Source organism: Amycolatopsis sp. NBC_00355, from assembly GCF_036104975.1.
Taxonomy (GTDB): Bacteria; Actinomycetota; Actinomycetes; order Mycobacteriales; family Pseudonocardiaceae; genus Amycolatopsis.
On sequence record NZ_CP107982.1, the window covers coordinates 1853389 to 1866985 of the forward strand.

The window sequence follows — 13597 nt, forward strand, 5'->3', positions numbered from 1 at the left end:
GCAGCCCCGTCCCCGTCATCCAGGAGCCGCAATGCCGCGATCCCAGCTCTGGCGCGCGACCACCACCACCGCCCTCGCCGCGACCTTGGTGCTCTCCGGCGCCGCCGCGCCCCCGGCGGGTGCCGCGCCCCCACCGGACATCTCCGGAGCGCACTGGATCTGGTACCCCGAGGGCGACGCGCGGGTGTCCGCCCCGGCCGCGACCCGGTACTTCCGCACCACGTTCACCGTCGCCTCCGGCGCGGTCAGCGACGCCCGGTTCACCGTGACCGGCGACGACACCGCCGACGTCTGGCTCAACGGCAAACCCCTGGCGTCCTCGGCCCGCGTCACCGACTCCTGGAAGACGGGCCTGCCGGTCGACCTGCGGCCCGCGCTCGTCCCCGGCGTCAACACCCTCGCCGTCGCCGTCCGCAACGCCGGCGGCCCGGCCGGTCTGCTCGGGCGCCTGCACGTCGCGACCGCGTCGGGCACCACCGACCTGACCACCGGCGCCGGCTGGAAGAGCGCGCAGACCGCGCCGGACGGCTGGGAACAGCCCGGCTTCGCCGACGGGTCCTGGCCCGCGGCCGCGGATCTCGGCGGCTACGGCGCCGCGCCGTGGGGCGCCGGCGTCACTACGCCGGATTCCAGTGACGCGTCCCCGCTCACGGTCGCGAGCGCGACGGTCGGCACGCGGGCGAACCCGATCGGCGTCGACCCGGCGCAGGCGCGGTTCGGCTGGAAGCTGACGTCGTCGGCCTCGCAGCAGCGGCAGTCGGCGTACCAGATCGTGGTGTCCGCCAACGGATCCGACGTCTGGGACAGCGGCCAGGTCGCGTCCGGGCAGCAGGCCGACGTCGCCTACGGCGGTCCCGCGCTGAACTCGCTGACGGCCTACACCTGGCGCGTCCGGGTGTGGGACGCCCAGGGCCGCGCGAGCGGCTGGAGCCCGGTGCAGCGGTTCGAGACGGCGTTGCGCGCCCCGGCCACCGAGTGGACCGGCGCGTTCATCGGGCGCTCGGCCGCCGGTCCGGACCTCGCCGGCGCGAGCTGGGTCTGGTACCCCGAAGGCGATCCGGCGGGCGGGATCCCGCCGGCGACCCGGTACTTCCGCAAGACCGTGCAGCTGAGCGCGGCGCCGTCGAAGGCCACGCTCGTCGTGACCGGCGACGACACCGCGACCGTGTGGGTCAACGGCACCCAGGTCAGTTCCTCCCCGCGCTCCGCCGACTCGTGGAAGCAGGCCGCCGTCGTCGACGTCGGTTCGCTGCTCACCACCGGCGCGAACGTCATCGCGATCAGCAGCGAGAACACCACGCAGAGCCCGGCCGGGATGATCGCCAAGCTGACCGTCACGGGTGGGCCGACGGTCGTCACCGACGGGACGTGGAAGGCGAACCAGACCGGGCCGTCCGGCTGGCAGCAGCGCACGTTCGACGACAGCGCGTGGACCGCGGCGCGGGCGCTGACCACGTACGGCACCGGGCCGTGGGCGTCGAACGTCGTCGTCGCGTCACCCGCTCCCCTGCTGCGCAAGAGCTTCACGGTCAGCAAGCCGGTGGCGAGCGCGCGGCTGCTCACCACGGCGCTCGGCCTGCAGGAGACCCGGCTCAACGGGACCAAGGTCGGCGGCGAGGTCCTCGAACCGGGCTGGACCGACTACACGAAACGGCTGCAGTACCGGGTTTCCGACGTCACCGGCCAGATCCGGCAGGGTGAGAACGCGCTCGGCGCGATGCTGGGCAACGGCTGGTACTCCGGCAGCCTCGGTATCGCCGGGAGCCAGCGCTACGGCACCAAGCCGTGGTATTCGGCACAGCTGCGGCTGACGTTCACCGACGGCACAGCCGCGACCGTCGCCACCGACGGCACCTGGAAGACCGGCGACGGCGCGATCCGCGCCGACGACCTCTACCAGGGTGAGAACTACGACGCCCGGCTCGCTGTCAACGGCTGGGACCAGCCCGGCTTCAACGACAGCGCGTGGCAGGCCGCCGGCGTGCGCACCGACGCGAAGCCGAACCTGGTGTCCCAGGTGGACAACGGCGTCACCGTGCAGCAGGAGTTCCACCCGGTCGCCATCACGCAGCCCAAGCCGGGTGTGTGGGTCGCGGACATGGGCCAGAACTTCGGCGGTGTCGACCGGCTTTCGGTGACCGGCCCGGCGGGGACCACGGTGACGCTGCGGCACGCCGAGGTGCTCAACCCCGACGGCACGATCTACACCGACAACCTCCGGGCCGCGCAGGCGACCGACCGGTTCACCCTCGCGGGCACCGGCGGCGCCGAGACGTACGAACCGCGCTTCACCGTGCACGGTTACCGGTACGTCGAGCTGACCGGGCTGCCGTCCGCGCCGACCACGAACACGGTCACCGGGCGGGCGATGTGGACGACCGGCGCGCAGACCGGCACGTTCACCTCGTCCAATGCGATGGTGAACCAGTTGCAGCACAACATCCTCTGGGGTGAGCGCTCCAACATGCTGTCGGTGCCGAGCGACTGCCCGCAGCGCGACGAGCGGCTGGGCTGGACCGGGGACATCGGGATCTTCGCGGGCACGTCGACGTTCAACCTGGACGTCGCGAACTTCCTCGGCAAGTTCAGCGACGACCTGACCGACGCCCAGCACGCCGACGGTTCGTTCACCGACGTCGCGCCGGGTGTGCTCGACGGTTCGGGCACGGCCGGCTGGGGCGACGCGGGCGTCATCGTGCCCTACACCCTGTGGCAGCGCTACGGCGACACCGGCGTGATCAACGAGCACTTCGCCGCGATGGTCAAGTGGGTCGAGTACCTGCGCTCGACGTCCGGCGCGGACCTGATCCGCGACCACCAGACGTTCGGGGACTGGCTCAACGTCAACGACAACACCGCGCAGGACCTGATCTCGACGGCGTTCTTCGCGTACTCGTCGCGGCTGGTCTCGCGGATGGCGGCGGCCACCGGGCACACCGCGGAAGCCACGAAGTACGGGACGCTCGCCGACCAGATCGCCGCGGCGTTCGCGAACAAGTTCTCGGCGGCGGACGGCACGGTCGGCGCGAACACGCAGACCGGGTACGTCCTGGCGCTGGCGTTCGGGCTGCTGCCGGCCGCACGGGTGCAGCCCGCGGCGGACAAGCTCGCGGCGAAGGTCGCGGCGAGCGGTGGTCACCTCAGCGTCGGCTTCCTCGGCGTCGAGAACCTGCTGCCGGTGCTGGCCGCCCACGGGCACGCCGACGTCGCGTACCAGGTGCTGCTGCAGCCCGGGTTCCCCGGCTGGGGTTACATGATCGGCCGCGGCGCGACGACGATCTGGGAACGCTGGGACGGCATCAAGACCGACGGTTCGTTCAACGATCCCGGGATGAACTCGTTCAACCACTACGGGCTCGGCTCGGTCGGCGACTTCCTGTACCGCTCGGTCGGCGGGCTGTCCCCGGCGGCACCCGGGTACGCGGCGCTCTCCGTGGCGCCGCAACCGGGTGGTGGCCTGACGTCGGCGAAGTCCACGTACGAGACGCCGTTCGGCGGCGCCGTCAGCGACTGGTCGATCAGCGGCGGCACGCTCACCCTGCGGGTGACGGTCCCGGCGGGCGCTTCGGCGACCGTCCGGGTCCCGACGTCGCAGCCCGGCGCCGTGAACGCGCCGGCCGAGGCGGTGCCGTCGGCGGCGGGGACGTACTTCGTGCCCGCCGGGTCGTACGTGTTCACCGCTCCCGCGTGAGCCCGCGGGCCGGTGCCGTCGCTCCCCGCGGCGGCACCGGCCCGTCAGGGTCGGGAATGGGGACCCTGCCCGGCTTCGACGCGCCGGACAGCAGTCCTGTGTCACGCCGCCGAGACCACGTGCCGCGCGGTTCGGGCAATCCCGGCCTCACGGAGCTCGGCGGCCGGCTCGCGGTCCTGACCGGGACGTCGCGACCGGGCTACTGACGCAGGGCGAGGTTCAGCGCGTCACCGGCGTGGTCGAGGCAGTCGCCGCAGATCACCGCGTCGCGGGGCGCGCAGCGCACGCGGACCAGGGGGCGGCGGAAGCCGAGGAACGTGCGGCGTTCCCGGCGGCTGCAGAACTCGCAGACCGGCGCCTGCGGCGAGCTGACCGCTTCCAGGGTTTCGCCGGCTTCGTTCGGGCGTTCCCCGCCGTCCCGGATCACCCACAGGCCGGCCTGCACGCAGTCGACACAGATCGGGCCGGACGGGCCGGGCACGCGGTGGTCCCGCGGTCGCGGCGGCCGGCCGCAGAACCGGCAGGGTGCGGTCGGCCGTCCGGCCCCGTTCGTCGTCACACAGCCTCCTCGGCGTTGCCCGGTCCACGCTACTCGGACTCGGGAGCCACTCTTTTCTCGTTCGGACCCGGCGCACGTCCGGGTGGCGTGACGGCCCTCACGTCACCCGGATGACCGAGAAAGGTGTACGTCGCCGTGCAGCGGGTAGCCGGAGAAGGAGGCCCTCGTGGTGACAGGCCGATCCGGAAATGTCGCCCGACGAAAGGTGCAGCCCGTGAACGACAAGATCGAGAACAAGGGTGAAGAGCTGAAGGGCCGGGCCAAGGAGGCCGTCGGCGACGCCACCGGCAACGAGCAGTGGCAGGCCGAGGGCAAGGCCGAGCAGGCCAAGGGCTCCCTGAAGCAGGCCGGCGAGAAGATCAAGGACGCCGTCAAGGGCGTCAAGGACTGACCCGTTTCTTCCGACCGCCGCACCCCGGCTCCCGGGGTGCGGCGGTTTGCCGTTCAGACCCGGGTGACCAGGCGTCCCGCGAGGTCGACGCCGGTCACCGCGCCGTCTTCGCCGCAGCTGAAGTACCCGCGCTGACCCTGCAGGCCATGCTCGAGCGCCCGGCGGACGACGGCCTGGTCGAACCGTGCTCGCCCGCAGCGGCACGGTCGGCCCGCGGGTGCCGTCCTCCGCGCGGCCGTCGCCGAGGTGGAACCGAGCCCAGCGCAGCTGATCCGTCAGCGACGAAACGTACGCGGCGAGCGCGTCGTCACCCTCGCCGTGACACGCCGACCGGGCGCAGGTCCTCGACGTCGTCACGCCGTGGCAGGCGTAGACCTCTTCGCCGTCCACCAAGACCCCGACGGCGACGCCCGGGATCCCCCGCTTCGCCAGCACGTGCATCTCGTTCCGACGACTTGAACCAAGTGCACCCCACATTTCGGCCCCGGGTGCGCCAGGATGATCACGGCGGTACGCGAGGCGAAGGGCTGATGCGGTGAAGGGCCTGGTCAAAGGCGTCGGGATGCTCGGGTTCGTGGTGGTCGTCATCGGCGCGACAGCCGGTATCGGGGTGGCGTTCGGCCTCGGGAACACGGTGATCCTCGCCGGGCTGACGGCGTTGTTCTGCTTCATCGCCGCCACGGGCGGGCCGCTGCGGTCCGACCTCGTGCTGCTCGCCGGCTACGCGCCCGTCGTGGTCGCCGGCGTGGCCGGGCCGCGGTTGCTGGGCGCGGTGTCGGACATCGCCGCGATCGCGCTGCTGACCGTCGTCGTGTTCGCCGCCGCGCTGCTGCCCGCGCTCGGGCCGCGGTTCGTCACGGTCGGGCTCGGGCTGGGGATGGCGTCGGTGTTCGGTTACGGCTTCCAGCTGACCGGCACCGCGACCGCCGGGCAGATCATCGGCGCGCCCGCGCTCGCCGTCGGGGTGGCGATCGTGCTGCGGCTGCTGCTCGGCATCGGCGACCCCGGCAAGCCCACGCGCGAGGCTCTGGCCGACGCGCTCGCGGGCGGCGGCCAGGACATCGCCGAACGCGCCGTGCGGCTGTGGCTGGCCGACCGGCCGCGGCAGTGGCAGACCCGAGTCCTGGGCGCGGGGATGCGGGCGCGCGCCACCGCCGCCGTCCTCGACGACCGGCGGCGGACGCTCACCGAAGACCAGTCGGCCGCGCTCCGCACGATCCTCGACGCGGCGGAAGCCGAACTCGGCCGGCTCGCCGAAGCCGTCCGCGTCAAGGACGTCCCGGACGACCTGCCCGCGGCCGAGCGTCCCGGCACCGGCGTCGCCCTTCCCGGTGAGACGCGGCGGCTCGTCGACGAGCTGTGGTCCGGCGTCGACGCGGTCCGCGGAGCCGTGCTGACGCGCGACGAGTCCGTTGTGGACGTTCCCCGCGCCGCCGTGCGGGCGGCGTTGCGCCGCGAGGCCGAGGGCGCGCTGTCCTGGCGTTCCGCTCAGCTGCGGCACGCGGTCCGGTGCGCGCTCGGGATGCTGCTCGCCCTGATCGTCGCGCGGTTCCGGCCGGGCGATCCGCTCACCGTGTCGTTCCTCATGACGACGTTCGCGGTGCTGCAGCCGGAGTGGCGGGACACGCTGAGCAAGGCGTGGCAGCGGGTCGGCGGCGCGCTGGGCGGCGCGGTCGTGCTGGCGCTGGTGCTGTGGCTGCTGCCGCCCGGCGCGTTGCTGCCGCTCGCCCTGGTCGCGCTGCTGGCCGGGTTCCCGCTGATGCAGAGCCGGCCGCTGGTGTTCAACGGGTGCATGGTGCTCATGAGCGTCGGGATGAACTCGGCGACCAAGCACCTCGACGCGCGGACGCTGCTGGTGGAGTACGTGCTGTTGATGGTGCTGGCCGTCGTGATCGCGCTGCTGTTCGGCTTCGCCGCCGTGCCGGGGGTGCGGAAGCCGTCGCTGGCCGAGCGGTTCGACGAAGCCGTCGACACGACCCGTGAGCTGCTCACCGCCGTCGCGGCGGTGCTGCGGGGCGAGTCGGCCGGGCGCCTGGCTCCCCGGTTCCGCGCCGCGGCCCGCGCCCAGCAGGACCTGCGCGCGCCGGAGCCGGGGAGCAAGCCGCCCGGGCCCGATCAGCAGGCCGCGCTGGACGCGGCCGCGGAAGGTCTGCGCGGACTCGCGGCGTCGGCGGGTGCGTTGCTGCTGCGCGGCGGCCCGACACCGATGGCGGACTTCACCGCGGAGGCCGCGCAGGCGTTGGGCGGCTCGGCGATCGCGGCACCGGGCGAGCCGCTGGACGAGGAGCAGCGCCTGGTGGCCGACACGGTGATCGCGGACGTCCTGCGCGTCCGCCACGCCGCCCCGGCCCTGGGCGGCTAGGCCAGCCGCTCGACGGCGTCCTTCGCGTCCTTGAGACCCGCGCCGGTACTCTCGCGGTAGGCCTTGATCGCCTGGATCTTCTTGCCCTCCTGCAGGTACCTCCGCACCTCGGGCAGGTCCGCGAGCTGCGGCTGCGCCGGCTCCGCCACGGTGACGCCGAGGTGCCCGGCGATGGCGTCGAGCTTCTGTTCCATCCGCGAGAGGCGGCGCTCGATGCGGTTGATCCGGCGATCGCTGGCCGAGGCCCCCAGGGCGACGGCCGCGACCAGCACGACGACGGCCAGCAGCGTGTAGTCCATGGTGGACATCGTACGGAGCCGCGGTCCGGTTCGCCGGAAGGTCAGCCCGCGGCGTGGAACGCGGTGGCCGCCAGGCCGATCCACTCGGGATTGGTCCACTCCGGCCACCGGGCCCGCGCGTCCTCGTCGAGCTTCGCCGCCGTCTCCGCCGCGGACGCGCCGGCGGTCTTCAACCGCGTCACCTCGGCCTGGACGTGCTCCAGGTAGCCGCGGATCTCGTGGAGCAGCGTGACGTCCGCGATTTCGCCGTGGCCCGGGACGACCACTTCCGGGGCCGACTCGGCCATCACGCTCAGCGCGGCGATCCAGCGGGCGCCGTCGAAGTCGGTGTCGTACGGCGGGAAGTACGGCGCGATCGGGAACATCCGGGTCTCCGCGAGGTCGCCGGTGAACAGCACGCGGCCGTCGACGAGCACGGTCTGGTCGCCCGCGCTGTGCGCCGGGCCCCATTCCTGCAGCACCACGCGGTGGCCGCCGAGGTCGAGCTCCGCCCGGCCTTCGTAGACGACGTCCGGATCGACGAAGGCGACGTCCTTCAGTTCGGCGGCGATGGCTTCGCCGAGGCCGCTGAACATCCGGACATATCCGGCGCCCTTGCCGGCCAGTTCGTCGCGTTGCCTCCGGTTGGCGACGATCGTCGCCGCGCCGGCGAACGCCTCCGCGCCGAAGCCGTGCTCCGGGTGGAAATGCGTCGTCGTCAGGTACAGCGGCCGGTCGTTCGCGAGCCGCTTCGCTTGTGCGAGCACGTATTCGCCGTTGCGGCGGCCGAGGCCGGTGTCGACGACCAGCGTCGCCCGGTCACCGACCACGAAGCCGATGTTGGGCACGAGCGGCACCCGGTTGTCGCGCAGGACGAAGACGCCGCCGGCCACCTCGACCGGCTCGCCGCCCACGATCGGCGGCGGCGCCTGTGTCACATCGGGCAGGTCTGCGGTCATGTCCGGGCTCCTATCTGATCGGTGTTCAGTTCCTGATCTAAACATAGTACAGATTCTGATCGGTGTTAAGATCGACGTCATGGCACGTGAGCGGTACCACCACGGCGACCTGCGCGACGCGCTGCTCGACGGCGCCGAGGCGCTGGTCCGCGAGCGCGGCGCCGACGGCTGGAGCCTGCGGGAGGCGACGGTGCGGATCGGCGTCAGCCCGAGTGCGGCCTACCACCACTTCGCGTCGCGGGACGCGCTGGTCCGGGCCCTGTCGGACCGGCTGGTCGCCCGCCTCGGCGACCGCATGGCCCGCGCCGCCGCGCGCGCCCGGGGCGGCCCGCGGCACCGGCTCGTCGCGGCCGCGCGCGACTACGTCCGCTGGGCGATCGAGGACCCCGCGGTCGCCGGGCTGATCTTCGCGGCACACCGCGCGGAACCCGGCGAGCCGGTTTCACCGCACCCGCACGACGTCTTCGCGGCCGAACTCGACCGGCTGGCCGAAGAAGGCGGCTTGCCCGCGTCGGCGCGGCCCGGGGCGGAGATCGTCGTCTGGTCGGCGATGCACGGCCTCGCCACCCTCCTGGCCGACGGCCTCGTCCGGTTCGACGGCCCGCGCGCGATCGACCGCCAGGCCGAGCGGCTGATCGGAGCCGTGCTGACCGGCCTGGAGCAGGAACCCGAGCCGGCCTCACCGTGGCCGCTCCCCCGGACTTCGCACACCGAGCGGGCAGCGCGCGAAAATGTCGGTGGTCCCGCTTAGAGTGGGCGCGACCACGCACCGGGAGGGATCATGACCACACTCACCGACCGTCCGAAAACCGCGCTGCTCGTCGTCGACGTGCAGAACGGCGTCATGCGGGAGGCCCACGACCGAGAGGCCGTCGTCGCCAACATCGGGGCGCTGGTGGACAAAGCGCGCTCGGCGGGCGTCGACGTCGTGTGGGTGCAGCACACCAGCGCCGAGCTGCCGCGCGACAGCGAAACCTGGCAGTACATCCCCGAGCTCGTCCGCCGCGACGAGGAACCGCTGGTGCACAAGGCCTACGGCGATTCGTTCGAGGACACCGACCTCGAGAGCGTGCTGGCCGCGCGAGGCATCGGCCGGCTGGTGGTGGCGGGCGCCCAGACGGACGCGTGCATCCGCTCCACCCTGCACGGCGCGATCGCCCGCGGCTACGACGCGACCCTGGTCGCCGACGCGCACACGACCGAAGACCTCTCGGCGTACGGCGCGCCCCCGCCGGGACAGGTCATCGCACACACGAACCTGTACTGGCAGTTCCAGACCGCGCCGGGGCGGACGGCGGGCACGGTGAAGACCGAGGAGGTCGACTTCGGGGTGAAAGCGGCGGTCTGACCGGAGCGCGTGGGCCACGGCGCACGCTCGGACACGCGCGGTTGGGCGTTCGGTGCCGGCCGGCGCGGAACGACGGGCCGCGAGCAGAGCAGCGCGACCTGGCGGGCGCCACTCGGCGACCGCGCCGGCCACCACGGCCTGGACTGCGGCGAGCAGGGCTGCACTGCGCCACCCGGCGACCGGCGACCGGCGACCGGCAACACGGACCCGTCCGCCACGGGCAACGCAACCCAACCTCGCGGGCGCCGCTCGGCAACCCACGCCGACCATCACGATCTGCCCGCGGCGAGCAGATCTGGCCTGCGCCGATCGGCGATCGGCGATCGGCGATCGGCGACTGGCGACTGGCGACTGGCGACTGGCAACCGGCAACACGGACCTGCCCGCCACGGGCAACGCAACCCAACCTCGCGGGCGCCGCTCGGCAACCCACGCCGACCATCACGATCTGCTCCCGGCGAGCAGACCTGGCCTGCGCCGCTCGGCGATCGGCGACCGCACCAGCCAACACGGACTTGCCCGCCGCGGGCGGCGCGACCCGATCTGGCGGGCGCCGCTCGGCGACCGCACCAGCCACTACGGCCTGGCCTGCGGCCGGCCGAGCAATTCGACCTGCCGGGCGGACCACGCCAGCGCAGCCGGCCCGCGGCGGGCAGAGCAGCTCAGCCCGGCGAGTGCGGCGCCCCGAAACCGCGGCCGCCGCTCACATGGTCTGCCGCAGCTTGTCGTGAGTGTTCAGGGCGGTTCTAACCCTCCTCAACACTCACGACCGGAACCGGCACAACGGTCGGGGTCCGGTCCGGGCGCTAGCGCTTGAAGCCGTACGCGCGCTCCACCTTGGCGACCTCGATGTGGTAGTCCGCGTACCACTGCTCCCGGCCCCGCCGTTGCGCCTCGAGGTGCTCCGGGTGCTGCTTCCACGCCGCGATCGACTCGGCGTCGCGGTAGTACAGGACCGTCAGCTCGCGGCCGTCCGCGTCGGTTTTCGACTCGCGGCCGAGGTAGCCCGGCTGGGCTCGGCCGAGTTCGGTCATGCGCTGGTCCATCGGCGCGTAGCCGTCGAGGTGGCCGGCGTCCAGCTTGCTGCTGACGATCACGGCGTAGTACGGCGGCTCGGGTCTCGTGAAGGTCACCCGCGGAGCCTAGGCGCCGGAAATGCCGCGCCCAACCGGTTTTCAGGCCGCGCGCAGGTGGTCCCGCAACGCCCGGGCGACCCGGGCCATCAGGACCTCCGCCTCGGGCTGGAGCACCGCCGGCACGCGGGACTCGGTGAGGGCGACGACACCGAACGTGCGGCCGCCGGCGTGTTCGACGACGCCCGCTTCGTGCCGCAGGTTCAGCAGCGTCCCGGTCTTCGACGACCACTTCGCGGCGTCCGAGGCGAAGTCGGGCGTCAGGCGGTGGCGCAGGACGTTGAGTCCCATCAGGTCCCGGACGCCGGCGGCCACCTCCGGGTCGATCTTCGACGGCGTCCACAGGGCCTGCAGCAGGTCGAGCAGCGCCCGTGCCGACGCGGCGTTCGCGCGCGTGACGTCCAGTTGTGCGAGCCGGTGGCCCTGGCCGGCCGTGGACGCGCCGATGGCCAGCGAATGGGCCAGGTCGACGTCGCCGGACCCGAACCGCTCGGCCGGGGTGTCGACGAGGTCGCGCATCGGGTGGCGGACGGCGATGCCGGGGGCGCCCCACTCGTCCAGCATCCGGGTGACGTCGGCCGGCGGGGTCAGCTCGAACAGGACGTCGGCCGCGGCGCCGTCGCTCAGGGAGGTGCTCAGGTAGACCAGGTCGTCGACGGCGACGCGGGCCGGGTGGCGGAACCGGGTCAGCCCGATCGGGCCCGGCGTCGTGATGCCGGCGGGCTCGATCTCGACCTGGGTCGCGCCGTCGAGCTCGCCCCGGCGGATCCGCTCCAGGGTCACCGCCGCGAGCGGGACCTTGACCAGCGAAGCGATCGGGAACACCCGGTCCGGGTCGATCCCCAGTTCCTGCCCGGAGGCCAGGTCGCGGACCAGGAACGAGCCGCGGAGCCCGCCGTCGGCCAGCTCCGCCCGCAGCTCCCGGACCAGCGTTTCGGTGCTCAACCCGCCCCCTCAAGCCCCGGTCGCGCCGAGACATCGCCCGACCGGCGCCCACAGCACGGTGCGCAGCCGGTCGGCGTCCTCCCCCAGCGCGGCGGTGACGTCGAAGCCGCGCGCCAGGTCGATCTCCCCGATCGGCCGCCACTGTAGCCCGAGGTCGGCGGCCTGCGCGGCGGAGCACAGCAGCAGGTCCGCCGAGCCGAAGACGTCCGCCGCCGCCGAGGTCAGCGACCCGGCCACGGCGACCTGGGCGGGTTGCAGGCCGACGGCGTCGCGGATCCGCAGGACCCGGTCGCGGACGTGCGGGACGTCGTCCTCGGGCTGGAGCCACACACACCGGCGTGCGCCACCCGACCGGCCGACGCGCAGGGTCTCCAGGTGCACGACCCGCGACGGCGGCGGCGCCACCCCGGCCAGGCCCAGCGGGACGGTCCACGCACCCTCCTCGGCGGGGACCGCGACGAGCGCGGCGCGCACCTCCTGGGTGCGGACGAGCTCGGCCCGCTCCCCCGGCGCCGCCGCGCGGAACTCCAGGTGGACCTCCAGCGCGCGGGCCTCGGCGGCGAGTTCGGCGAGGTCGCGGACGCCGCAGGTGTCCGGGACGGCCACCCGCATCGGCCGCAGCCGGGCGCGCCGGGCGTCGTGTTCCATCGCCTCGGCCAGCCGCACGAGGCGTTTCGCCGACGGCAGCATGTCGCGGCCGAACGGGGTGAGTGTCGCCCGGCGGGTCGACCGGTCGAAGAGCCGCTCGCCGAGGTGGCGTTCCAACGCGGCGATCCGGCGGCTGGCGACCGGCTGCGGGATCCGCGCGACCGCCGCGCCCGCGGTGAAGCTTCCGGCCTCGCTCACGCTCACGAACGCCCTGCAGCCGCCGATCAGGTCCACCACCACACTCTATGCGATTGTGGCATCGAACCGTTCATTTCCGTCTTGGACAGCATGAGCGGACGCGGCGAGACTGCGAGAGCCGATCAAGACCGAAAGGAAGTGCCGTGTCGTTCCCCCACGTCAGGAGGGCCGCGCTCGCCGCGACGGCGCTCGTCACGCTGACCGCTTGCGCCGCTCCGGAAGCCGCGCCCCCGGCGCGGACGCCGTCGTCCCAGTCGTCTTCACAGCCGCCCGCCAGCCTCGTGGCGCAACCGGACTTCGCGGCGCTCGAGACCCGGTTCGACGCCCGGCTCGGCGTCTACGCGATCGACACCGGCAGCGGCCGCGAAGTCACGCGGCACGCCGACGACCGCTTCGGGTACGCCTCGACGCACAAGGTGTTCTCCTCGGGCGCCGTGCTCCAGCGCACCGGCTTGCCCGGACTCGGCAAGGTGCTCAGGTACACCCGGGCCGACCTGCAGGAGTACTCGCCGATCACCGAAAAGCACGTCGACACCGGCATCTCCCTGCGCGACGCGATGGACGCCGCCCTGCGCTACAGCGACAACACGGCCGCGAACCTGCTGTTCCGCGAGCTCGGCGGACCGGCCGGGCTCGGCGCCGCGCTGCGCGGGATCGGCGACACGACCACCCACGCCGACCGGACCGAGCCCGGGCTCAACGACCTCGCGCCCGGGGACATCCGGGACACCAGCACCCCGCGGGCGATGGCCGCCAGTCTGCGGGCGTTCACCCTCGGCTCGGCGCTGCCGCCGGAGAAGCGGGCGGTGCTGACCGGCATGATGCGGGCCAACACCACCGGCGGGGCGCTGATCCGGGCGGGCGCGCCGGCGGGCTGGGCCGTCGCCGACAAGACCGGCACCGGCTCGTACGCGACGCGCAACGACATCGCCGTCGTCTGGCCGTCCGGGCGGGCGCCGATCGTGCTCGTGATCATGTCGGACCGGAAGACGGAGGACGCGAAGTACGACGACCGGCTGATCGCGGCCGCCGCCACGCTCGCCCTCGACACCTTCCGCTGACGGCGTCCCGTTCCTCCACAAAGG

12 protein-coding genes are annotated in these 13597 nt (G+C 73.4%); 6 read left to right on the top strand and 6 right to left on the bottom strand.

What is annotated here, in order from left to right; translation table 11 throughout:
* The first annotated feature begins 31 nt into the window (after window positions 1–31).
* The gene (locus tag OHS18_RS07410) at window positions 32–3691 is read left to right on the top strand and encodes a family 78 glycoside hydrolase catalytic domain (RefSeq protein ID WP_328616420.1); all 3660 of its coding nucleotides are present in this window, start codon (window positions 32–34) and stop codon (window positions 3689–3691) included.
* A 199-nt stretch (window positions 3692–3890) separates the two neighbouring features.
* On the opposite strand, the gene OHS18_RS07415 is transcribed toward OHS18_RS07410, so the two are convergent.
* Complete coding sequence (locus tag OHS18_RS07415; RefSeq protein WP_328454658.1) at window positions 3891–4250, bottom strand: hypothetical protein; 360 nt, start codon at window positions 4248–4250, stop codon at window positions 3891–3893.
* A 214-nt stretch (window positions 4251–4464) separates the two neighbouring features.
* Between OHS18_RS07415 and OHS18_RS07420 the strand changes: the two genes are divergently transcribed.
* Both OHS18_RS07420 and OHS18_RS07425 read left to right on the top strand, forming a co-directional pair.
* A complete protein-coding gene (locus OHS18_RS07420) occupies window positions 4465–4641 on the top strand; it encodes a CsbD family protein (RefSeq protein WP_328454656.1) in 177 nt (58 codons plus the stop codon).
* Window positions 4642–5176: 535 nt separating this feature from the next.
* Window positions 5177–7003 carry an FUSC family protein gene (locus OHS18_RS07425; protein WP_328616421.1) on the top strand — a complete coding sequence of 609 codons (1827 nt, stop codon included), beginning with the start codon at window positions 5177–5179 and terminating at the stop codon, window positions 7001–7003.
* Here the strand turns inward: OHS18_RS07425 and OHS18_RS07430 are convergent.
* Together OHS18_RS07430 and OHS18_RS07435 are read right to left on the bottom strand one after the other, a co-directional pair.
* Window positions 7000–7302 (bottom strand): ribosomal protein L7/L12, encoded by a 303-nt coding sequence (locus OHS18_RS07430; RefSeq protein WP_328616422.1) that lies wholly within the window; start codon window positions 7300–7302, stop codon window positions 7000–7002. The two genes, OHS18_RS07425 and OHS18_RS07430, sit on opposite strands and share 4 nt — an antisense overlap.
* A gap of 41 nt (window positions 7303–7343) precedes the next feature.
* Window positions 7344–8240 carry an MBL fold metallo-hydrolase gene (locus tag OHS18_RS07435; RefSeq protein ID WP_328616423.1) on the bottom strand — a complete coding sequence of 299 codons (897 nt, stop codon included), beginning with the start codon at window positions 8238–8240 and terminating at the stop codon, window positions 7344–7346.
* Between the two features lie 79 nt (window positions 8241–8319).
* Here OHS18_RS07435 and OHS18_RS07440 point away from each other — a divergent pair, with 79 nt between their 5' ends.
* Entirely contained in the window at window positions 8320–8991 is a 672-nt protein-coding gene (locus OHS18_RS07440; RefSeq protein WP_328454647.1) for a TetR/AcrR family transcriptional regulator, read from the top strand.
* 30 nt (window positions 8992–9021) lie between these two features.
* A complete protein-coding gene (locus OHS18_RS07445) occupies window positions 9022–9588 on the top strand; it encodes an isochorismatase family protein (protein ID WP_328616424.1) in 567 nt (188 codons plus the stop codon).
* Window positions 9589–10394: 806 nt separating this feature from the next.
* Here OHS18_RS07445 and OHS18_RS07450 read toward each other — a convergent pair.
* The 3 genes from OHS18_RS07450 to OHS18_RS07460 are packed head-to-tail and all read right to left on the bottom strand — an operon-like array spanning window position 10395 to window position 12554.
* Window positions 10395–10721: an antibiotic biosynthesis monooxygenase family protein gene (locus OHS18_RS07450; protein WP_328454643.1), complete on the bottom strand. Its 327-nt coding sequence runs from the start codon at window positions 10719–10721 to the stop codon at window positions 10395–10397.
* Window positions 10722–10763: 42 nt separating this feature from the next.
* Window positions 10764–11666: a serine hydrolase gene (locus OHS18_RS07455; RefSeq protein ID WP_328616425.1), complete on the bottom strand. Its 903-nt coding sequence runs from the start codon at window positions 11664–11666 to the stop codon at window positions 10764–10766.
* A gap of 9 nt (window positions 11667–11675) precedes the next feature.
* Complete coding sequence (locus OHS18_RS07460) at window positions 11676–12554, bottom strand: LysR family transcriptional regulator (RefSeq protein WP_328616426.1); 879 nt, start codon at window positions 12552–12554, stop codon at window positions 11676–11678.
* A 155-nt stretch (window positions 12555–12709) separates the two neighbouring features.
* Between OHS18_RS07460 and bla the strand changes: the two genes are divergently transcribed.
* Window positions 12710–13573, top strand: coding sequence for a class A beta-lactamase (gene bla / locus OHS18_RS07465; RefSeq protein ID WP_442875410.1), 864 nt, complete (start codon window positions 12710–12712; stop codon window positions 13571–13573).
* Window positions 13574–13597 lie beyond the last annotated feature (24 nt).

Bases quoted from the DNA above. Each gene is read 5' to 3' on its own strand.
- OHS18_RS07410 (WP_328616420.1), top strand. From the start codon at position 32: ATGCCGCGATCCCAGCTCTGGCGCGCGACCACCACCACCGCCCTCGCC.
- OHS18_RS07430 (WP_328616422.1), bottom strand. From the start codon at position 7,302: ATGGACTACACGCTGCTGGCCGTCGTCGTGCTGGTCGCGGCCGTCGCC.
- OHS18_RS07435 (WP_328616423.1), bottom strand. From the start codon at position 8,240: ATGACCGCAGACCTGCCCGATGTGACACAGGCGCCGCCGCCGATCGTG.
- OHS18_RS07440 (WP_328454647.1), top strand. From the start codon at position 8,320: ATGGCACGTGAGCGGTACCACCACGGCGACCTGCGCGACGCGCTGCTC.
- OHS18_RS07445 (WP_328616424.1), top strand. From the start codon at position 9,022: ATGACCACACTCACCGACCGTCCGAAAACCGCGCTGCTCGTCGTCGAC.